This is a genomic window from Sinorhizobium sp. P24N7 (assembly GCF_042436655.1).
GTDB classification, from domain to species: Bacteria; Pseudomonadota; Alphaproteobacteria; order Rhizobiales; family Rhizobiaceae; genus Sinorhizobium; species Sinorhizobium meliloti_A.
The window spans coordinates 376472-396959 of sequence record NZ_JBHMIW010000002.1 but is presented as its reverse complement, the minus strand read 5'-3'; the positions used below and the strand labels follow the sequence as shown (position 1 = coordinate 396959).

The 20488-nt window shown below is 57.5% G+C and carries 18 protein-coding genes and 1 pseudogene; 14 read left to right on the top strand and 5 right to left on the bottom strand.

The features are described from left to right. Positions 1-103 precede the first annotated feature (103 nt). The 5 genes from nifB (at position 104) to ACFHWW_RS04555 (ending at position 3331) form a co-directional block, all read left to right on the top strand. Positions 104-1585, top strand: coding sequence for a nitrogenase cofactor biosynthesis protein NifB (gene nifB, locus ACFHWW_RS04575; protein WP_379937399.1), 1482 nt, complete (start codon positions 104-106; stop codon positions 1583-1585). Between the two features lie 34 nt (positions 1586-1619). Beyond that, a complete protein-coding gene (locus ACFHWW_RS04570) occupies positions 1620-1814 on the top strand; it encodes a 4Fe-4S binding protein (RefSeq protein WP_379937398.1) in 195 nt (64 codons plus the stop codon). Positions 1815-1906: 92 nt separating this feature from the next. Next, positions 1907-2209: a nitrogen fixation protein NifZ gene (locus ACFHWW_RS04565; protein WP_379937397.1), complete on the top strand. Its 303-nt coding sequence runs from the start codon at positions 1907-1909 to the stop codon at positions 2207-2209. Next, a complete protein-coding gene (nifT, locus tag ACFHWW_RS04560; RefSeq protein WP_379937396.1) occupies positions 2206-2418 on the top strand; it encodes a putative nitrogen fixation protein NifT in 213 nt (70 codons plus the stop codon). The genes ACFHWW_RS04565 and nifT overlap by 4 nt, the downstream gene beginning before the upstream one ends. Positions 2419-2455: 37 nt before the next feature. Next, on the top strand, positions 2456-3331 hold the full coding sequence (locus ACFHWW_RS04555) for an SIR2 family protein (RefSeq protein ID WP_379937395.1): 876 nt from the start codon (positions 2456-2458) through the stop codon (positions 3329-3331). A gap of 182 nt (positions 3332-3513) precedes the next feature. On the opposite strand, the gene nodD1 is transcribed toward ACFHWW_RS04555, so the two are convergent. Both nodD1 and ACFHWW_RS04545 read right to left on the bottom strand, forming a co-directional pair. Further along, positions 3514-4458: a transcriptional regulator NodD1 gene (nodD1, locus tag ACFHWW_RS04550; RefSeq protein ID WP_379937394.1), complete on the bottom strand. Its 945-nt coding sequence runs from the start codon at positions 4456-4458 to the stop codon at positions 3514-3516. A 189-nt stretch (positions 4459-4647) separates the two neighbouring features. Then, on the bottom strand, positions 4648-5082 hold the full coding sequence (locus ACFHWW_RS04545) for a hypothetical protein (RefSeq protein WP_379937393.1): 435 nt from the start codon (positions 5080-5082) through the stop codon (positions 4648-4650). 557 nt (positions 5083-5639) lie between these two features. Here ACFHWW_RS04545 and ACFHWW_RS04540 point away from each other — a divergent pair. From ACFHWW_RS04540 to ACFHWW_RS04505, 8 genes and pseudogenes are all read left to right on the top strand, one after another. Next, a complete protein-coding gene (locus ACFHWW_RS04540; RefSeq protein WP_379937513.1) occupies positions 5640-6101 on the top strand; it encodes a mobile mystery protein A in 462 nt (153 codons plus the stop codon). Continuing rightward, positions 6098-6694, top strand: coding sequence for a mobile mystery protein B (locus ACFHWW_RS04535; RefSeq protein WP_379937392.1), 597 nt, complete (start codon positions 6098-6100; stop codon positions 6692-6694). Before ACFHWW_RS04540 ends, ACFHWW_RS04535 begins: the two co-directional genes overlap by 4 nt. Before the next feature lie 606 nt (positions 6695-7300). Next, positions 7301-10819 (top strand): ATP-binding protein, encoded by a 3519-nt coding sequence (locus ACFHWW_RS04530; RefSeq protein WP_379937391.1) that lies wholly within the window; start codon positions 7301-7303, stop codon positions 10817-10819. A 406-nt stretch (positions 10820-11225) separates the two neighbouring features. Further along, positions 11226-11486: pseudogene (locus ACFHWW_RS04525) on the top strand (transposase); the annotation flags it as partial. 67 nt (positions 11487-11553) lie between these two features. Continuing rightward, complete coding sequence (gene tnpA, locus ACFHWW_RS04520; protein WP_379937390.1) at positions 11554-11949, top strand: IS66-like element accessory protein TnpA; 396 nt, start codon at positions 11554-11556, stop codon at positions 11947-11949. Further along, entirely contained in the window at positions 11946-12293 is a 348-nt protein-coding gene (gene tnpB, locus ACFHWW_RS04515; RefSeq protein WP_027997154.1) for an IS66 family insertion sequence element accessory protein TnpB, read from the top strand. Before tnpA ends, tnpB begins: the two co-directional genes overlap by 4 nt. A 45-nt stretch (positions 12294-12338) precedes the next feature. Next, positions 12339-13976 (top strand): IS66 family transposase, encoded by a 1638-nt coding sequence (gene tnpC, locus ACFHWW_RS04510; RefSeq protein ID WP_379937389.1) that lies wholly within the window; start codon positions 12339-12341, stop codon positions 13974-13976. Positions 13977-14016: 40 nt separating this feature from the next. Beyond that, positions 14017-14514, top strand: coding sequence for an IS5 family transposase (locus ACFHWW_RS04505; protein ID WP_379937388.1), 498 nt, complete (start codon positions 14017-14019; stop codon positions 14512-14514). Positions 14515-14557: 43 nt separating this feature from the next. On the opposite strand, the gene ACFHWW_RS04500 is transcribed toward ACFHWW_RS04505, so the two are convergent. From ACFHWW_RS04500 to ACFHWW_RS04490, 3 genes are read right to left on the bottom strand one after another with little or no spacing between them, the layout of a single operon-like run. Next, on the bottom strand, positions 14558-15556 hold the full coding sequence (locus ACFHWW_RS04500) for a DUF2971 domain-containing protein (RefSeq protein WP_379937387.1): 999 nt from the start codon (positions 15554-15556) through the stop codon (positions 14558-14560). A gap of 8 nt (positions 15557-15564) precedes the next feature. After that, a complete protein-coding gene (locus ACFHWW_RS04495) occupies positions 15565-17115 on the bottom strand; it encodes a hypothetical protein (protein WP_379937386.1) in 1551 nt (516 codons plus the stop codon). Then, complete coding sequence (locus ACFHWW_RS04490; protein WP_379937385.1) at positions 17102-19039, bottom strand: TIR domain-containing protein; 1938 nt, start codon at positions 19037-19039, stop codon at positions 17102-17104. Before ACFHWW_RS04490 ends, ACFHWW_RS04495 begins: the two co-directional genes overlap by 14 nt. Positions 19040-19322: 283 nt before the next feature. Here ACFHWW_RS04490 and ACFHWW_RS04485 point away from each other — a divergent pair, with 283 nt between their 5' ends. After that, entirely contained in the window at positions 19323-20465 is a 1143-nt protein-coding gene (locus tag ACFHWW_RS04485) for a hypothetical protein (RefSeq protein WP_379937384.1), read from the top strand. Positions 20466-20488 lie beyond the last annotated feature (23 nt).

Below are 20488 nucleotides of genomic sequence, written 5' to 3'. Positions count from 1 at the left end.
TGGAATCGGACAAGAAAAGCTAACCAATTGAAGGGAATAGCGCTTTTCGTTGGCATGGCTCTTGCGTTTTGTACCGCGACGTTATGCAGCAACGGAGCCTTCAATGTCCTCACCGATGATTTCGCTTAAAAGCCTGACCAGCACGACAAACATGAACCAGCTGCTGGCGACCGCGAAGTCCGGTGCTTGCGCATCCTCGTCCTGCGGCTCGCCCGCAAAGCCGGACGACGTGGACCCTGCTACCTGGGAGAAGATCAAGGACCATCCCTGCTATTCAGAAGAAGCGCACCACTATTTCGCACGCATGCACGTCGCAGTCGCACCAGCCTGCAATATCCAGTGTAACTACTGCAATCGTAAATATGACTGCGCCAATGAAAGCCGGCCCGGGGTCGTCTCGGAAAGGCTCACGCCGGACCAGGCGCTGCGAAAGGTCATTGCGGTCGCCAATGAAGTCCCGCAGCTTTCCGTGCTCGGTATCGCCGGACCGGGCGATGCCTGCTATGACTGGAAGAAGACAAAGGCGACATTTGAACGAGTCGCGAGCGAAATCCCCGACATCAAGCTGTGCCTTTCGACGAACGGCCTAGCGCTGCCCGACCATGTCGACGAGCTTGCTGACATGAACGTTGATCACGTGACGATCACCATCAACATGGTCGATCCGGAAATCGGCGCGAAGATATATCCCTGGATTTTTCATGACCACCGCCGCTTTACCGGGCTTGAAGCCGCCAAAATCCTGCACGAGCGGCAGATGTTGGGTCTGGAAATGCTCACCGCGCGCGGCATCCTCACCAAGATCAATTCGGTGATGATCCCCGGGGTGAACGACGATCACCTGATCGAGGTGAACAAATGGGTCAAGGAGCGCGGCGCGTTCCTGCACAACGTGATGCCGCTGATTTCCGACCCGGAGCATGGCACCCATTACGGCCTGACCGGGCAGCGCGGCCCGCGGGCGGTCGAACTGAAGACGCTTCAAGATCGTCTCGATGGGGGCGCCAGGCTGATGCGCCATTGCCGGCAGTGCCGGGCCGATGCGGTCGGTCTGCTGGGCGAGGATCGTGGCCAGGAATTTACCCTGGACCGGATTCCCGGCGAGGTGAGCTACGACGCCAGCAAGCGCGAGACCTATCGGGAGGTGGTCGCGCGCGAGCGAGGTGATCACGTGGCGGCCAAGAGCGAGGCGATCAGGATGGTCAAGACGGCAGGCTCCAGTGGGTTACTCCTCGTCGCCGTAGCCACCAAAGGCGGCGGCCGTATCAACGAACATTTCGGCCATGCGAAGGAATTCCAGGTTTATGAAGCCTCGGCCATTGGGATCAACCTCGTCGGGCATCGCAAGGTCGAGCAGTATTGCCGCGGCGGCTGGGGTGAGGAGTCCACCCTCGATGAGGTCATCGCTGCGCTCGATGGTATCGATATGCTGTTGTGCGCCAAAATCGGAGATTGCCCCAAGGATCAGCTCACGAAGGCCGGAGTCCGAGTAACGGACGATTATGGCTATGACTACATCGAGACGGCCATCAGCGCGCTTTACGCCGCCGAATTTGGGCTCGAGCCACTGGCGGCTACGGCCTGACCGCCCGTCATTCCAACAAAACCAGGAGCTGAAAATGGCCTTCCGGATCATCGCATCCCAATGCACCCAATGCGGTGCCTGTGAGTTCGAATGTCCCTCCGGCGCGATCAAGTTCAAAGGAGAGGCCTACGTGATCGACCCGGAAACGTGCACCGAATGCAAGGGAGAATTCGAATTGCAGCAATGCGCCTCCGTATGTCCAGTGCCAAAGACCTGCGTTCCCGCCTGATCTCCAGGCGATTTACCGACCAGCCACGGTGTCCTCCGGAGGGCCGTCGGGTTCCTTTTGACTTCATGCTGCCGAGGAATGGAGGAAAGGCCATGGGCCTTCAACGTGAACAGGAAGTGGAAATCCGCAAGCCGCCCCAATTCATGCCGGGTGAGCGGGTCCGTGCCACGCGCCACATCAAGAATGACGGCACCTATCCCGGCAAAAATATCGGCGAAAACCTGGTGCGGAAGGGCGACGAGGGTTATGTGCGCGACATCGGTACCTTTCTCCAGCAGTTCTACGTCTATGCCGTCGAGTGGGTTGATCGCGGCACCGTTGTCGGCATGCGCGCGCGTGAGCTGACGAGCCTCCAGAAAGCTGCCACTGTCCTCAATGAAGGGATAGCCAAATGAAGGTAATGATCCGCAGAACCAGCGCCGGCTTGTCGGCCTATGTTCCGAAGAAGGATCTCGAAGAGCCAATTATCAAGGTCGAGAAGGAAGATCTATGGGGCGGGGCCGTAACGCTCAAGAACGGCTGGCGCATCGCCCTGCCCGACCTGCCCAAGGATACACCTTTGCCGATCACCGTCGAGGCCAAGAGGATTTTCGACAAGGACTGATGCTGCGGATAGCAGTCAAGCGGCGAGAGAAAACAGCATGAACACGATCCTGACCTCGGACCGTCTCGTGATTTTTCGAAACTTTGATGCCGAAAGGCGACTTGACCTGTTGAAGGAAGTGCTCGCCACCGATGGGATCGTCCCCTACCTCGGTCCGGGTCTCCTGCGGCTCAGTTCCCCGCAACCGACTATACCGCACACACCGGAAGCAGTCGCCGCGGCACTTAACTTGCGGGCCACAGCTCCTTCCAGGATACGCACCAACATGTGGTCGGTCGCGCAATTCATAGAGCAGCGCCGGCATCGCCGTACGCTTCAAACCTGGATGGCAGAGATCTTCGCAGCACCGGTGGTGCCGACCATGCTCCACGCCTGGTTCGCAACCCTACCGCTCTCCCTCATCATTGATAGCTGGTACGATGGGACGATGCGCGCGGCCCTTGCGGAGACCGGTCGAACAGACGTGGTTGAGATACAAGGCGTCACGCGGGCGAACGAATTCGGCGACATTTGGACAAAATCCTACGATCTTTCAGGCAGGGAACTCGAACTCGGACGAGCGGCAAGGACGGTTCTCTATACGCCTCACGGCAGCGTTAGGCCGGCCGCAAACTTCCTCGTCTCAGATTCCGACTATGTCGAAGTCCTGACAGAAATCGATATCCAGACGCCAATCCCTGAGGTGGTGCAGGACCGGCGCACCAACCGGGGCCTGTTCTTCGTCGGCTGCCGCTTCGACGACCAGATGCTGCGCACCTACGCCCGACAGATCATGAAGCGCTCCCACGGCCCACGAATTGCGGTGATCGATGCGGCAACGCTGACCAAAAACGAACGCCGTTTCCTTGCAGCAAACGCGATCACGCTGATCGACATGCCGATCGCCGAAGCCGTGGCTCGGCTTGCCGGTTGAGGCGAAGCAGCAGATGGGGACAAGGATCGTTTAGCCTCGGTCGATCCGACTACCTGTTGCCAATCGCAAGATCGATTGAGAGTCGAGCAGTCCCACGCGTCGGGCGACGTCGCCGGCGCACTTGCAGCGAGCATCCATGTCTACGACGCAAAGGCTGGTCTAGATGCGAGGCGCGCGTAAATTCAGGAACGCTTGGGACGTCCCTTGGCCCGTCGTGGAGAAATTATACGGGACGCCTCCTGAAATAACACCTCGCGCATCCAGAGGCTCGCCTGATCGCTATTATGAAGGGCAGGCCATTGGACGGCTTGGGTGAACGTGGGGAGTGGCAGCGGAAGTTCGACGATCCGCAGGGGTGTTGTTTTTGCGAAATACTTCACCAACCGTAAGGGCATGGTCGCTATGCGGTCGGTGCCTGATAGCATGGATGGAATCATGCTGAATCCCTGTACGACGACCTCAATATGTCTCTTGAAGCCGTGCTCGAGCAGATACCATTCCTCGATGGAAGGCGTCCGGGTATTCCCGAATTTGACTGCAACGTGCCCCATCGACATGTATTCCTCGAGTGTAAGTCGCTCCGATAACTGCTTGTTCGAGCGGCAGCCTACGCACACGAGTGTCTCGTCGAACAGTCTTGCTCTCGGATGCGTGCGCGACATGAACAATTCCGGAAAAATCAAAAAATCGGCGTCACCGCGCCGGAGGCTGTCATCGTAGTTGTCCGCGAGAGGCAGTAATTCGAAGCTGACGGCGGGAGCCTCCCGCGCAGCGCGCTCCACCACCTTTTCGAAAAAGACGAGTGCGGCGTAATCCGAAAGGATGATCCTGAAGCGGCGATCCGATTGAGCAGGGCAAAACGGATCCCAGGAAATGATGGAGATTTGAATGTGTAGCAGAGCCTCGCGGACTGCGGGCGCGAGCCGTTCCGCACGCGGAGTTGGAACTAATTCGCGGCCTATCATGGTAAAGAGGTCGTCGTGGAAATAGGTGCGCAACCTGGCGACGGCCGCGCTCATGGCCGGCTGGCTCAGGTTGATGCTGCGTGCCGCCGCCGTGAGGTTACGCTCGGCCATCAGAGCGTCGAGCGCGACGAGGAGATTTAGATCAAGGCCCTTGAACCGCATGTCTTCATTCATCCATAGCAAGGTGGCGAGAAAGGTGGATCAAGGCTTGTGCAGTACGAGCCCCCAAGACATAGGCAGAGGCTTACCCTCATCGCACCATGCCCGCTTCAGACCAGGATCCCGCTTTAAGCAAAGGTAATAGGGGGCCATGGGCACGGCCGAGCTGACTGCATGGAAGAAATGGGCAGATTAAAGCCGGCTGCAGGACGGCCTTGATTTTAGTTGATGGCCGCTACCTACTCGCCAGACGCCGGTGGAGTCGCCGATCTGATCAATCGCCTCGCGTGAGGCGGCATCTTGACTTAGACCCTGCAAGTGGCGTCGAGAATTGCGCCAGCTCGCGTTGGCCAAGCGCAAGCGCAATTTCGGGATTCCCCTTCCAAGGGGGAATTGAGCTGAGGTAGGCCACCAGTGCTTCAACCTTCGCGTGACCTTCTCACTCTCCTCAAGGTCGGCCACACTGAGAAGATGGGAAAAAACGCCGCCGCCCGTAGTCGAGGTGAGATGACAACCACCGCCGAAGCGCTTCACGCCTTGAACGGCTTTCATGGAACCATCCGACGTGCAGACATCGGACGTGAGTACATTCTGGTAATGCGCAATGCCAACGGTCAGCTTCGCCATCTTACTCCTGCAGCTTCTCTAAAATCGTGCCTGGTTCGCCTCCTCCGACCGGTCATGGCCGGAGGACCTGATTGAGGACGGAGCGGATTACAATCCGCGGCCATCCAGCGCCGGAATCATACGCGACCATAAGGTCTGGTCGCGCGGACGGGCCTCAGTGCCCAAGCTTCGTCAATGCAGCATTATGCGAGATCGGTAAAATCGATTGTATGGATGGAATCCATTCGCGTTATAGATGATAAAACTCATATGTTTCCAAGAAAGAGCGGCGACGCCGATGCGTGCAGAGACCGAGGAAGATTTTCCAATCTCGTGAAAGGAAGCGCTGAGGGACTGAACACCCCGGCCGGAACGCCGCCGACCCGCAGATTGCCGCCGCTGTTCTGAACTTCACGTTGCGCAGTTCGATGCACAAGCTACAGGTTGATTTTCAAAGAACTCAGCCCATAGGCTGATTCTTTCGCCGCTTATCAGGTTATAGGCTGAACATTATGCGTTTAAAATCAGCTAGAGATGATACCGTGCGACTGGAATCAAGTTACAGTCTGAGACGACCAATGAAGAGTGATACCCGCAAGAGAGCCCGGCTGCGCCTCGACGAAAGGCTTCAGACGCTACAGCCCATTGATCGGTTCAGGGCGCCCCCGAAGGGATGGGTGCGCGCTCTGCGCGACGCTCTCGGCATGACAGGTGCGCAGCTCGGCGCACGCATCGGCGTTCGGCCCCAAACCATCGAATCGATCGAGAAGTCAGAAGCAGCGGGGACGATACAGCTCAACACACTGCGCCGGGCCGCCGAGGCTCTAGATTGCACACTTATCTACGCCCTCGTTCCAAACAGCTCACTTGAAGCTGTCGTCGAGGCTCGCGCACGCAAGATCGCGATACGCGAGCTTCGGCGCGTTGCGCACACGATGCGGTTGGAAGCGCAGGGCACGGATAATGCAGATTTCGAAGCTCGTGTCCAAGCGTACATTCGCGACAGGCTCTCTGAACGCGATCTCTGGAACGAAAAATGACGGATCTCTTCCAAGAGCCTGATGGCGCAACACCGCTTGAGCCGCACGAGCGAGAGGGCCTGCTTCAGACCTGGATCACCCACCGCAGCGACCTCAACGAGGCCGAGCAGGAAAACATCGTTGAGGGTGCGGCCTGGGCGCGCGGCCGCCGACGTTTGCCCCTTGAGCAGATGCTCACTGAAGACTTCATACGGACACTCCACAAGCGAATGTTCGGGGACGTTTGGCGATGGACCGGTACGCTCCGGACGACGGAGCGCAACATCGGTATTCAGGCCTACCGCATGGGAATGGAGCTCGCGAGTCTATTGAGCAACATCCACTATTGGATCGAGCATGAGACCTTTCCGCCGGATGAGATCGCGATCCGGTTCCACCATCGGCTGGTCTCGATTCACCCGTTTCCGAACGGAAGCGGTCGCCATGCGCGACTGGCGGCTGATCTTCTGATTGAGCACCTTGGCGGCGAGCCTTTCAGTTGGGGCGGCGGCAGTCTGGCCGACGTCGGTGAACTGCGCGCACGTTACGTCGCCGCACTACGCGCAGCGGACGATCATCACATCGGGCCGCTGCTGGAATTCGCGCGCAGCTAAGTGCGAGACCTTCAATTCGCTGCGGCGCAAACCGGCAACCGAACCCCGGACTGGCTGTAGGAGGCGGTCGGTATAGGCATGCTCATGCATGGAACATCTGTTTCGGAGTTCCGGACGATACATTACGCGATCTTCTTGACCCAGAACGTGAACATCACAGCAACAACCTGTGCAGGGATCGTGGGACACGATTCTGCGCGCCCTTAAGGCGGCGCTCACGCAGCGTTGGTCCCCCATTTCGGTCCCTCAGATCGCTATCACGCTTAAAGAGGTCGGTTCCTTGCGCCAGAGGCAGACTTCGGTCGCCGACCTATCTCTTGTCGCGGGACCTGCTTGCGATTGAAATCGCAGAAATGAAGCCCGGTGACCGGACTAGCCGCTCCTTCGACGTATCACCGACGTAAAATCACAAAATATCGCGGGATAGTTGGAATCATTACTTGTTGAGACGTTGCCGCCTCACCGACTTCCTATACACCTTTCGAAAAAGGCTGCGCGTTCGCGGCTGAAGATGAGACGTAACCCGAACCGGGGGAATTTTTTCAGGTGTATTCATTCCTACGCATGTGGAAATGCCTCTTCCATAAGTCTCCGCAGAAACTTCCCGTGAGCAGATTTGTTGATCTGGCTCCAACAAGCAACGCTGATCAGACTGGGATATACTATGAGGCCCTGGAGTTCGCCACGAACAATGACGAGGTGCTCAACATTGCACTCACCGGTCCTTACGGCTCGGGAAAAAGTAGCGTCATCAAGTCCTTTCTATTGAAATACCCGAGAGACGCCCTTGAGCTGTCGTTAGCTTCCTTCCTGCCGGAAGGTGAGGTTCCAGGAGTGCGGGTCAGCAAGCAGGAAATCGAAAGAAGTATCTTGCAGCAGATCCTGTATGGCGCGGACGCGGACAAGCTGCCGCTGTCGCGTTTCAAACGGATCCAGACCCCGAGGGGATGGTCCGCCGCTAGTTCTTTGGCGGTGTGCCTGGGGATGTTTTGTCTATGGTATATTTTTACCAATCAATCCGATGTCATTTCCGGAAAATTCTTCAAGCCGTTCGACCTGTCTAACTGGTTCAACATTCTTTCGTTTACGATTGGATCGATATTCGCCTGGCGGCTGATCCATAGCATCTACTTGAAAAGCTTGGGTCTTTCATTGAAGAGTATCTCTCTCAAGGACATACAGATCGCCCCAAACGCAGCGGACGAGGAGTCTATCCTGAATAGGCACCTAGACGAGATCATCTATTTCTTTCAGTCTACTAAATATGATTTGGTCGTGATCGAAGATTTGGATCGGTTCGACAATCCTGACATTTTCGTCACGCTGCGCGAGATAAACGCATTGGTGAACGAGAACGCCGAGATAAATCGGCGCATTCGATTCCTCTACGCTCTTCGAGACGACATATTTATTAACACGGATAGGACCAAGTTTTTCGAGTTTATTGTCCCCGTCATCCCGGTGATCAACCATTCCAATTCGATCGATAAGGTACTGGAGCATACTCGGCGGGTCGATCTCGATCCTCGGCTCGATCGGCGCTTCATTCGTGACGTATCCCGCTATCTCACCGATCTGAGACTCATCGGAAATATATTCAACGAATATGTGATCTACGCGTCTAATTTGCGGGCGGACGGAGATGGTGCACTCGATCCGAACAAGCTGCTTGCCGTCTTGATCTACAAGAATGTCATCCCGAAGGACTTTGCCGCGCTGCATCGACAGGAAGGTGCGCTCTCAACAGTGTTGAAGCGATATGATGAGTTCGTGGAGAAAACGGGAGATAAGTTACGTTCCCAGCTTGCCGCGATCCAAGCGGACCTCATCCGTAGCGACGAGCAGTACGTCAGGGATCTCGCGGAACTGTGCAGCGTCTACGCTATGGCGATAATAGAGCGCGTTCCTGCTCAATCCACACACTTGGAAACCCCGTACGGGCAAGTCGCTTTGGGCCAGCTCTCGAAGCACAACGAATTCGAGGCGATCCTGTCGTCAGGTTCCATCAAGGTCAGAAACGCTAATGGTTATGTGACAGGTTTTGAGCTCCGTGGAATAGAGGCCGCGGTAGATCCCACTAGGACCTTTGCCGAACGCAAGACGCTAATTGAACACAAGTCTTCTGATCACAAGGAGGCGATGGATAAGAAGTCCCAGGAATTCAAGGCTCGGCTTGCTTCGCTGCGGACCCGGAAATTCAATGAGGTCGTGAGGGAGAGCTCTGCTCTCATAGAAGAACTTTTTGCTGAGGTCGGCGAAAGCCGAGATCTTCTGAAGTATCTTATCTTGGAAGGCTACCTGGACGATACATACTATCAGTATACCTCGCTCTTCCACAGTGGACGACTGTCGCTCAATGACAACAAATTCCTGATCCAGATCCGCAGCTTCAACAACCCTGAGCCTGATTTCCAGCTTGACAACACGTCGGAAGTCATTGCCTCGATGCGCGAGGAGGATTTCGGACGGAGCTACGTCCTCAATCGATTCATCGTCGATTACCTGTTGGAGAATCCCCAAAAGCATTCGGCTCATATCACCAGCGCAGTCGAGTTTATGGCCGCCCACTTCGACGACTGCGAGGACTTTTTCCTGAGCTACTACGCGCGAGGCGCACACGTCGATCGGCTGGTTTCTGCGCTGGTCGGCGGGTGGCCCTCTTTCTTAGTGGTAGCTTTGAAAAGTACGCTGGGCGTATCGCACGCGGCTAGATTCCTTGCATACGCTCCGGAGGGTGTGCTCGTGCGGGGAACTCCCGGTGGCTTGGCGCTGGCGCGATTTGCTTCTCAAGAGATGAGCAGGATTCTCGGCGAACGCGTTGATTTCGACTTGGGCCATCTTAAAGCTCTTCAGATTCAAATCGCCGATATTTCAGCCCTCGCAGACTATGATGAAGTGGTTTCGTACGTCGCATCGGAAGGGCTCTACCGAGTTTCCCTTGGCAACATTCGACAAATCATGGAACAAGTCGTCAGGTTCCCAAACCTACACGACCTGGAAACTCGGCACTTCTCCTCCCTGCGAGAAGCCAAGTATCACCCACTGCTGAAGCGCGTTGGCTCCGCCTTCGACATCTATGTTCACGACGTTCTGCTCAAACTAGAAAACAACACGGCCGAAGATCTGCCTGCGATAATCGAGGTGCTCGGCCACGAGGAGGTAGGTCTGGAGCTTCGTGCGGAGTTCCTCAGCATGCAGACGGCAAGGTTCCCGTCGTTCGAGGGCGTTCCGATTGCGTTTCGCTCTTCTCTAATGAAGGAACAGAGGATCGAAAGCACTTGGGAAAATTGTTTGGTCTTTCTTTCGGATGAGGGTTACAGCCCGGAGATTCTCACGGCCTATCTGCAGGGTAAAGAAGTAAGTGACGCTCTGTCTCAGAAAGCGGTCCCGGATGGCGAGAGCGCGTTTCCGCTGCGAAAGTTCCTGATTGAGAATGACGCTTTACCGGACGACATCTACAGGTCATATGTCCGGAAACTGCCGAGGCCGTTCACGACCCTTCCGAAGGTAGGCTCGACAAAGGTCGAAATAGTGATCAAGGAGCGCAAGGTAAGTTTCTCTGTCGAAAACCTTGCGGAGATCGGATATGAGAACCTCAAAGCACTCTTCATAGAATTGAATTTTGCGGACTATCTAACCAGACGAGACGAGTTTTCGATCGACGTTAAAATCCGCGAGAAGCTATTGAATTCCGATCTCGCCGACGCTCAGAAAATGATCATCATTGCGGACATCGACCCCGACCTCGTGTCCAGCATTCCGTCGCTTGCCTCTGCCATCGGTCCAATCCTCAATCGGTCAACGCTTGTGGCGAGCAACTACACGTCGGAATTTATTCGCTCGGTCATCCTGAATTCTCATCCGGAATCGCTCCAGATATCGTTGCTCAACAAGCTGCACAGCGTACTTTCTGCATCAGAGGTGCGCGATCTGCTCCAAGGACTACCCATGCCATATCGCGACATAGCCACGTATGGAAGGTATCCGAGGATCGACGACAACCGAGCAAACCAGCAACTCGCTTCATGGCTGGTGGAGCGACGTCTTGTCTCGTCCTTCGCGCCAGCGATGTTCGGTGGCATTCGCATCAACACTTTCAGAAAGGAGCCCGCGGCGGATGAGTAGGTAAGCCCGTGAGTGCTCGTCGAGATAATCAAAGACGCTCCTACGTGAGCCTCGGACGCGATGTTGAAGGCTAGGTAATGTCAGGGGCGCTCGCAAGATCTCGATGTCTGGTTTTTACGCCAGTTATCTTGCCAGCACCGGTCGACTTCCCACACCCAAATGAGACGCAGGATCACCTTCGTCGAGTATTCGCTGCTGACGGCTCCTAGGCGTTCAGAGCAAAGGGTGCTGGCGCGAACTCCACCCGACCGAGCCGGCCGGAACCGGCAAGAAGTCGCGCAGTCCGGACGCATCCGTCGCCTTGAAAGGAAACGAACTCTCGCCCCTGCTAGGGTCAAAACTCAATCAGGCTATTGATAGCATTTGATTTCCATGATTCTATTCCGAAAAATAACGGAGTTGAGGCATGGGAAGCGAATTCTGGTTGAGCGATCAGCAATGGTCCGTTATCGAACCACTGCTGCCGAAGAACCGGCCCGGTGCGCGCCGGGTCGATGACCGCCGCGTCATCAGCGGCATTGTCCACGTGTTGCGTGTCGGCTGCCGTTGGCAGGATTGCCCGGCCGTCTATGGCCCGCCAACCACGATTTACAACCGCTTTCATCGTTGGGCCGGCCGCGGCCTGTGGCAGAAGCTGTTTTCGGCCCTGGTCGCGGGTACCCCTCCGGTGATGGCCGCCTTGTCGAGGTAGGCTGAAGACTGCAAATCCTAGTGCAAGCGCTAGGAGTAGTCCTATGACTAAGCATCAGATTGAGGTCATTACTTCGGTCGAACGGCGTCGGCGATGGTCTCGGGAGGAGAAGGAGCGGCTGGTCGCGGCGACGCTTGAGCCAGGCGCAAGTGTTTCAGAGATCGCTCACTCGGCCGGCATCCATGTGAGCCAGCTCTTCCGCTGGCGCAAGGAGCTCTGTCAGATCTCCGCGCCTTCCGTCCCGCAACTCGTTCCGGTGGAGGTCGTCGAAGCGCTGCCAGCGCCAGCGACCCCGGTCGAGCCGCCGCCGGTCTCCTGGCCGCGTAAGAAAGCGAGCATGGTGATGATCGAGCTTGGCGGCGGCCGTCGCCTTCGGGTCGAGAGTGACATCGACACTGATGCGCTCGGTCGGATTCTTGATGTGCTGGAGCGGCGATGATTCCGGTCCCGAGCGGTGTGAAGGTCTGGCTAGCGACCGGCTATACCGACATGCGCAGAGGCTTTCCAGGCCTGTCGCTGATGGTGCAGGAGACGTTGAAACGCGATCCGATGAGCGGCCATCTCTTCGTCTTCCGCGGTCGGAGCGGCGGGCTGATCAAAGTGATCTGGCACGATGGCCAGGGTGCCTGCCTGTTCACGAAGAAGCTCGAGCGCGGCCGCTTCATCTGGCCGTCAGCGGCCGACGGCACGGTGGTGATCACGCCGGCGCAGCTCGGCTATCTGCTCGAAGGCATCGACTGGCGAATGCCGCAAAAAACCTGGCGTCCGACATCGGCGGGATGAGCAAAACCGCTGGCACGGCGGGAGCGAATATGATTCCATCCCGCCATGACCGATGCGGCCGATCAGCTTCCCGACGACCTTTCCAGCGCCCATGCGATGATCCTCGCCGAGCGGGCGGCTCGCCGTGAAGCCGAGGCGCTCGCCGCTCGCGCCCAGGCCGTGAACTCGCATTCGGATGCGCTGATTGCCCGGCTCCGGCTGGAGATCGAGAAGCTGAAGCGCGACATCCACGGCAGCCGTTCCGAGCGCAAGGCTCGGCTTCTTGAACAGATGGAGCTGCAGCTCGAGGAACTGGAAGGCAACGCCAGCGAAGACGAACTGGCGGCGGAGATGGCCGCACGCTCCTCGACGGTCCGGACCTTCGAGCGCAAGCGTCCGTCGCGCAAACCCTTTCCCGAGCATCTGCCGCGCCAGCGCGTCGTCATCGCCGCTCCATCAAACTGCCCATGCTGCGGTTCAGCAAAGCTGGCAAATATGGGTGAGGATATCACCGAGACGCTGGAGGTGGTGCCGCGTCAGTGGAAGGTGATCCAGACCGTGCGCGAGAAGTTTACCTGCCGTGAATGCGAGAAGATCACCCAGCCGCCGGCACCCTTCCATGTGACGCCGCGCGGCTTTGCCGGACCGAACCTCTTGGCGATGATCCTGTTTGAGAAGTTCGGTCAGCATCAGCCGCTGAACCGGCAGAGCGAGCGCTATGCCCGCGAAGGCATCGACCTCAGCCTGTCGACGCTCGCCGACCAGGTCGGGGCCTGCGCCGCGGCGCTGAAGCCGTTGCATGGACTGATCGAGGCGCATGTCCTTGCCGCCGAGCGTCTGCATGGCGATGACACCACCGTGCCGATCCTCGCGAAGGGCAAGACCGATACCGGTCGCATCTGGACCTACGTCAGAGATGACCGGCCGTTTGGCGGGCACTCGCCGCCGGCGGCACTGTATTATGCCTCGCGCGATCGGCGGCAGGAGCATCCCGAACGCCATTTGAAGAGCTTCACCGGCATTCTGCAGGCGGACGCCTATGGCGGCTACAACCCGCTGTTCAAGGTGGATCGCGATCCTGTTCCGCTGACCCAGGCGCTGTGCTGGGCGCATGCGCGCCGCAAGTTCTTCGTACTTGCCGACATCGCCAGCAACGCCAAACGCGGCAAGAATGCTGCCGCAATCTCGCCGGTGGCGCTGGAGGCGGTCAAACGCATCGATGAGCTGTTCGACGTCGAGCGCGAGGTCAATGGGCTTGCCGCCGACGAACGGCTGCAACGCCGCCGGCAGGAAAGCCAGTCGATCGTCGATGCGCTCAAGGAATGGCTGCGCACCGAGCGGGCGAAGCTGTCGCGCAGCTCCCCGGTTGCCGAGCCGATCGATTACATGCTCAAGCGCTGGGACGGCTTCACATCCTTCCTCGGTGACGGCCGGATCTGCCTGACGAATAACGCCGCCGAACGAGCGCTGCGTGGTTTTGCCCTCGGGCGCAAGTCATGGCTCTTTGCCGGCTCTGATCGAGGTGCCGATCGCGCCGCCTTCATGGCGACACTGATCATGACCGCCAAGCTCAACGACGTCGATCCGCAGGCCTGGCTCGCCGACGTCCTCGCCCGCGTCGCCGACACGCCGACCACTAAGCTGGAGCAATTGCTCCCTTGGAATTGGCAACCGCCGAAGTCCCTGCGAGATCAAGCTGCCTAACCTGCGGCCTTGGCCGGATGGTTACGGTCGCGGCCAGTCCATGCGACATGCAGATGATCGACAGTACCACCGCGAAGGTCCATCGCTCGGCCGCTGGCGGAAAAGGGGGGCGCAGACGCAGGCGATCGGTCGCTCCCGCGGCGGCCGGACGACGAAAATCCACGCCGTCGTAGACGGGCGCGGCCGGCCGCTCGGTCTGCAGATCTCGCCGGGACAGATGGGCGATGTGCGCGCCGCCGTGCCGTTACTCCAGCACCTGCCACCCGCCTATTTCCTCGCCGCCGACACCGCCTACGACAGCGATGCCCTGCGCCAGTATCTGACCGGACGCGGCACCATTCCGGTCATTCCCAACAACCCGACCAGAAAGCGCCGCCATCCCTTCGATGCAACGGCCTATCGCCAGCGCAACGTCATCGAGCGGATGTTCTGCCGTCTCAAGGATTGGCGGCGGATCGCCACCCGCTACGACAAGCTCGCCACAAACTTCCAGGCCGCCGTCCACATCGCTGCTATCGTCATCTGGTGGACCAATTGAGTCTGGAGCCTAGAGCAAGGCCGACTGAATGTATTGGTGCCGCTCACTTGTCCCCTGCTGGGGGTGGAGGCTCAATGTCCGGGATCTCATCAAACACTTCAAGGTAATGACGGGCCCGCCTCGGAAGACTGACACCGAGCTCGGCGACGTCCAAAACTCGCCGCTTCAGATCAAACGTCCCTTCATCCTCGTGCATCTCATAGAATGCCACTGATCGTTGCCTGCCCTCGAGCGCCCTCACAATCGCGTATTTGACGGCAAGATCGCACCGCATTCCAAATGTTATTTCCTCCATCTCGAGCGGCGAATCCTGAGAGCCACGGCGACCAATCAGACGCCATTCGCACTCGTAGCTCCAATCCGGAGCCTTCTGCAAGAGAACCAAATCATCGACCAGGCGCTGAGCGCCCGCGTCTCCGCGGAGCATCGCGGCCACAGCGCTCGCCTGGACGAGACGCCCACCGCCGTAATTTACCTTGCGAAGGCTATCGCCAACATCGTCCGGGACCGAATAACCGACGCATAGACCGCGGTGCTGGTCACCATAATGGCTCCACATCAACGGAGATTGCCATCTCTCACTTAGAGAGACGATGCCTTTCTCGTATTGTCGAAGGAGTTCACGCTCCACGTAATTCCTCAGAAGGAAGACGTCGGGGTCTTCCATTTCGTAATCGGGATTGGTCGCGTTGTAGGCGACTTCTTGCAACATCTTCTCCGCCCGTTGTCGGCCGAGCTTCAGGATGTGCTCGACGGTTTTTGGCCCTCGGTAACGGATGGTTTTTGCGGCGGCCTCTAACTCCGCCGTCGTTCGACGTTCGACAAAGGTCCTGAGCATCTCCTGCAGCGCGACGGCGTCGACGTCCGCCTTGAGCGTCGGACGCGTATCGAGGGGATCGTTGAATGTGCTGGGATCAGCGTAAAAAAGCTGATCTTCGACAAGCATTTCGATCGTGCGATTGCTGAAGGATCGATACTTGTAGATCCGGGCCGGCTCCTCGTCGACCACCGGTTTCTCACGACCTTCCGATGCTGCTGCCATGTTCGACCTCAAACGTAGAATTTGAAAGGCTGCTTTTCTTCGCCTTTCGCGGACCCCATGGTGAGCACGTCGCCCACCATCTTCGCGAACCGCACCGTGACCGGCAAACCGTCATTGAAATTGCAGGAATTGTAGTTGATCTTCGTCAATCCCATAATGTCGGCGAGCACGGTGCGAATGTCAGGCTTTTTTTCTTTTGCTCGCATCACCGTGATGTGAAGCGGGTTAGGCGTCTCGGGCCCGATATAGGTGTCAAGTTCGGGAACATAGCCGGTGGTCCAGAGGTAGGCTGTCTTCTCATCAAGGAGAAGTGCGGTACCGCGGATCACGGGGTAATCACCGTCGCGGAACAACTTCGTTTCCCCGCCAGTCGTTCGGATCCTGACCCCAACGATGTTCGTTTCAGCCGGAGCGGCCTCGACAAAAGCGCCCCACTCTTCGTCACTGAAATAAGTCTGGCCATGGATGAACAACTCACGGGGCGGAGACTGATGGGCTTCCGTGTAAGAGCGGAGAACCAAGCTTAACAGGTTCTTGGCTGCATCGCGCTTCAGGTGATACTCATAATCGCCCGTCTTCCACGGGCCGTTGGCGCCGCGAAATACAACACCATCGCCTTCACTGAGAAACATCTGCGCAGCACAACAGGCATGCCCGTCCGGGTCGCTTGGCAGGTTCTTGTAGACCATACCAATATAGCAGACCCCCGGCCGAATCTGTGCGAGACGCCATGGCGGCTTGGGCTGCGTTTTGTAATAAAGGCCGGTCGCAATATTCCAGGCGACGGTTGCCGCATCCTGCGTTTTACGAACTGGATAGCCGGCCATGTTCAGAAATTTCTCGGGAGCAAGGGTTGTCTCGCGCAGCAACTGCGTTGGCGCGATCTTGAGAAATTCAGCCTTGATCCGGCGGTGAAAATCAGGAACGTCATCGAAGATTTCCTCCCCCTGGAGGTCGACGACCGAGGCCAAGAGGGGCAGCGTCGCTCTCGCTTTCTGCTTCCTGCTAAAATCCCCTTTCTCAAGCACGAGCCCAGATCGTTTCGAGCCTGGCCGACAGCGGTCATATATGATCTCCGGAAGAACGAGGATCCACACGTCGACGGAACGCTCTTCATTCTTAAGATGCTTTTTGACCCGCTCGATATAGAGACGCGCAACCTTGTCAACGGCTTCATTCAAATTCTGCAGCCGCGTTGCGTGCTCGATGTCAGAAAGCGGTATCGAGAGCGCGCTGCAGCCGTCCGGATCAAACGAAATTCCAAAGGTCTCTTCGAGGCCGGGAAAGTTCGCGAGATGCAAACGGTCGGCTTTTTCGCCCTTTCCCGGAGGGGGAACAGAAACCTGGCGATGCAACCTGAATCCCCAATCCCGGAAATGGACGATGCCGTCGGGCGTGCCGACCACGCCGACATTTATCTCCCGCGGCTTTCGGGCCTTCGCATGTGGTCCGTAAAGAAAGAGACCATCCTTCGGATGCGGGCTGGTTTGAGCGCCTGCAAACTCTAGCTGCGGCTCGTCGAAATGTTCGACCGTAAGTGACTTCTCAGGCAGCTTCATCGTCAACCTCATCTGCCTCGGGCCGGCCAAGCGTTGACAGATCCGTCTCTTCAGCGTCAGCGTCAAGGACATCAGGCAATGCCGTGCTTACCGGGCTGGTAAACAAGAGCGGGCTTGCCTCGAGGACGATGGACGCTGTTGGAGACAACGGCAAACGAATGAAGGCCGATTCGCTCGATAAAATTTCAAGGAAGGCAAGCATTCGGCCGTACCATTGCTTGTTGCGCCACCCCTTGCAGATCGTTCTGCGCAGGCGGTGTTGCTTCTTGGGATCGTCGATTGCAACGCCAGTCGGCGTCTTGTTGTCCTTGGCAAACAAGACCCGGGACTTCAGCTTGAAGTGAAAGAAAGGCCAAAAGGCCGGAATAGCCGTGACGCCGAACTGCCAGACGTGTCCCTTTGCGACATCGCGCAGCATCGAGGAGCGCCGATCGCCCTGTTTCCCCCAGGGTATGCGTTGGCCAATCTGGGCTTGATCCGATGACACGTGAAAGCCCGCAGCATTGGAATATAGATACTCGATGAAGCGAAGCTTTCGGCAATGCGCGATCCATGCCTTCTTGAACATCGTATGAATAAGATTGGATGCAACCTGTTTCTCGACCTTCATCTTCTGATGGCCAGATTCGATAAAGGTCGTGAGTGCGATCTCCTCCTTCACTGTGAACTTGCCGGCCGACGCAAATGCCTCTTCGATCTCGTCAGGTTTCGCGAAGGTGACAAACCCCTGGCCCATCAATGCTGCCGGAAACGCGAAACCATCAAGCGCCTTTTGCAGCCGAGACCTGTCGAGCGCCCCCGATGCTTCATAATAGAGAAGCGCATCAGGAATCTCGGCAATCCGCAGCCAATTGGACGTCAGGCGCTCGGGTTCCTCCACCAGGGGGACCGATCCGCGACGTCGAAAGATCTCCCAGTTCGGGTCAATAGTGACGCCCTTGGGGTCGCGCGGCACCTTTTGACGTTTCAGGGCGTCGAGCAACGACACTAGGCCTTCACCCCAACCGCGTACAAAGTCGACCGCCATTGAGTCGCCAATGCCTTTGACCTTACGGTAGGCTTCCAAGCGAAGTGGGATTAGGAAGCGCGCATCGTCGACGAGATCGGCAACCTCCGCCGCAATCGCAATATCCTCTTGAACGTTGTCGTCTTCCAAGGTCTCGTTGCGACAGCAAACAAGGACCTTCACCGCCCGGTGTTGCAGCGCGGTATTGATTTGCCGGCGCCAGCGATCGCCCGGCTGCAACGTCAGAATATCAGCGAATACGCGATAGCCCTCCGCCTGAAGCTTTGGTGCGAGCCACAGGGTAAATTCGTCGTCGCGAGGCGACGACTTGATTATGTAGATGACGTCCCGCTCGCTCTCCTCAGCTGCTGTCGCTTCCCCGTCCGGCCGCTTCTGCTTCGGTAAAAGCGCAGAGAGTGGCTCAGGTGGCTGCTCGGAACGTAAACCGGATCTTTGGATCACAGAGGCTAACACGCTCTCCATCACGGCGGTCGAGCCCATCCAGAGCTTTGAATGTGCCGTCTCGATATCCGGGTGTGCCCGCAGGAGAGAGTTCAGATCGTCGGGTCCGATAATGTCTCCCGGCGACAACAGAGACGGACCGATTATTTCCTGAAGGACGCGCTTGTTGGCGGGTGTAAGCGGCGTCGACGTTACGAGCACATATCGGTGTGGTTTGAGGGCGTCAATTGAAGCCCGTTCGCGCTTCATTGTCGACTTCAGAGCCGAAAACGATGACCTGCCATAATGCTTGGCTTGGAGTACGATGTCGCCGTCCGCGGTCGCGTGACGTCCATCGATGCCATCATCCGGACCCGCAGGAAAGGCCTCGAAGCGGACACCGAGCGCCCGTCCCGCAAGAGCACGGGCAAGTTCTTCGAAATCGGCATGATGTAGACTCGCGAAGTCGTAGGTCATGCCCGAAAGTTGAGAATGACCCGTCGGATTCCGTCAAGCGCTAAAGATCAAATCTCGCAACCACGATGCACTTCCAAACAAGTTTTCAGACCGGATTGCGTGCAATCTGTGGATACTTTGCCGGAACCGGACGATTTCGCTGAAAGTCTGGCAGAGAATCGGTTTCGTATGGTGCGAACATGCCCGAATAACTAGGCGTTCGAAGTCTCGAACTTGCTCGAACCGGCCGCAAGGTGTGTTTGCCTGAAACGGACTGCGGTGGCTTTTCAATCCTGGAGACAAGATGCCAACGACAGCATTTTCCGCACATTTCGCACGCGAGCTGGACGTGGAGCAGCTCGGATGGCTGCTGAGCGGCAATCGATCTGGGAGCAGCGAGGCAACCGCTGCGGACCTATCGCAATGGGCGGACTGGATCCGCAACGACGTTCGCTGCTCATCCTGCGGAAAAACGGGGGCACAAGTCGTGCGGCCGAGCAAGGCTCGCGCCAGCCAGGCCGTGCTTCGCCAAGCGCATTTTCGTTTCGTCGATCAACAAGGCGGCGATGCTCATCATCCGTTTTGTGAGTTCTACGGCAACGACACCGGCGAGACGCGGCAGGCTGATAGTCTTCTGAATTTCGGATCTGAAAAAAGCGCCGAAACGCGCGCGGTCCGTCTGCTCGTCTGCAAGGGCATTGAAACAGGCCTCTTTGACCAAGCCACTATCCGCGCGATGCGACAATGGTTCTTCGACATGAAATCGGGGACCCGCTTCAAGGTCGAGGCAACACCGGAGACACTTGCTTGGGCGCGTTTGCTGCAACGACATCCAAGCTACCGGCGCTGGACATTTCACCCGGCGCAAGCAGAGATGCCTGCCTTCGATTGGGCGGCTGCGGCCAAATTTCAGTTCACGGAGGAGAACCTCACCCTTGTTGAATTGGCGAAGACGGTCGTTCATGAAGATGCTGAGTGGAAGCGCGCCGGTCTATTGGCGATAAAGCATTTCGGCCAGGACGTTTTTAATGTTGTTGCGCTTCAGCGTTACTACGAAGACACGCTTTCGTTATGCGCGTTCGTCGCAAAAAATAGCGGTATCGTCTTCGGGAAGACGCAGCCGGACTACTATCGATTCTACGGAGCACCGACCCCTCTCCTGGCTTTGTGCGCCCTGATGCTGTTCACCTCCGAATGGGACATGAACACTGCTATCGGCAAGTTCGCAAAGGTCCTTGCCGCTGCGGAGCCCAGCGACCTCTCGCTGGGTAACGTGATCGGCCTGAACCCCTTCCACGACTACGCGGCATGGCGGCTGGTGATCCTTACCGCGGAAGTCGTAGAAAAGTCGTTGAAGGGGTTCGACTATCCAGCGCAACTGGCTGCAATCGAGGTGGAGCTACGCCGGCAGCACGCAGTCTGGAAAAATGGGGCTGACACCGGCTGAGGAGCATTCCGAATGAGCTGATG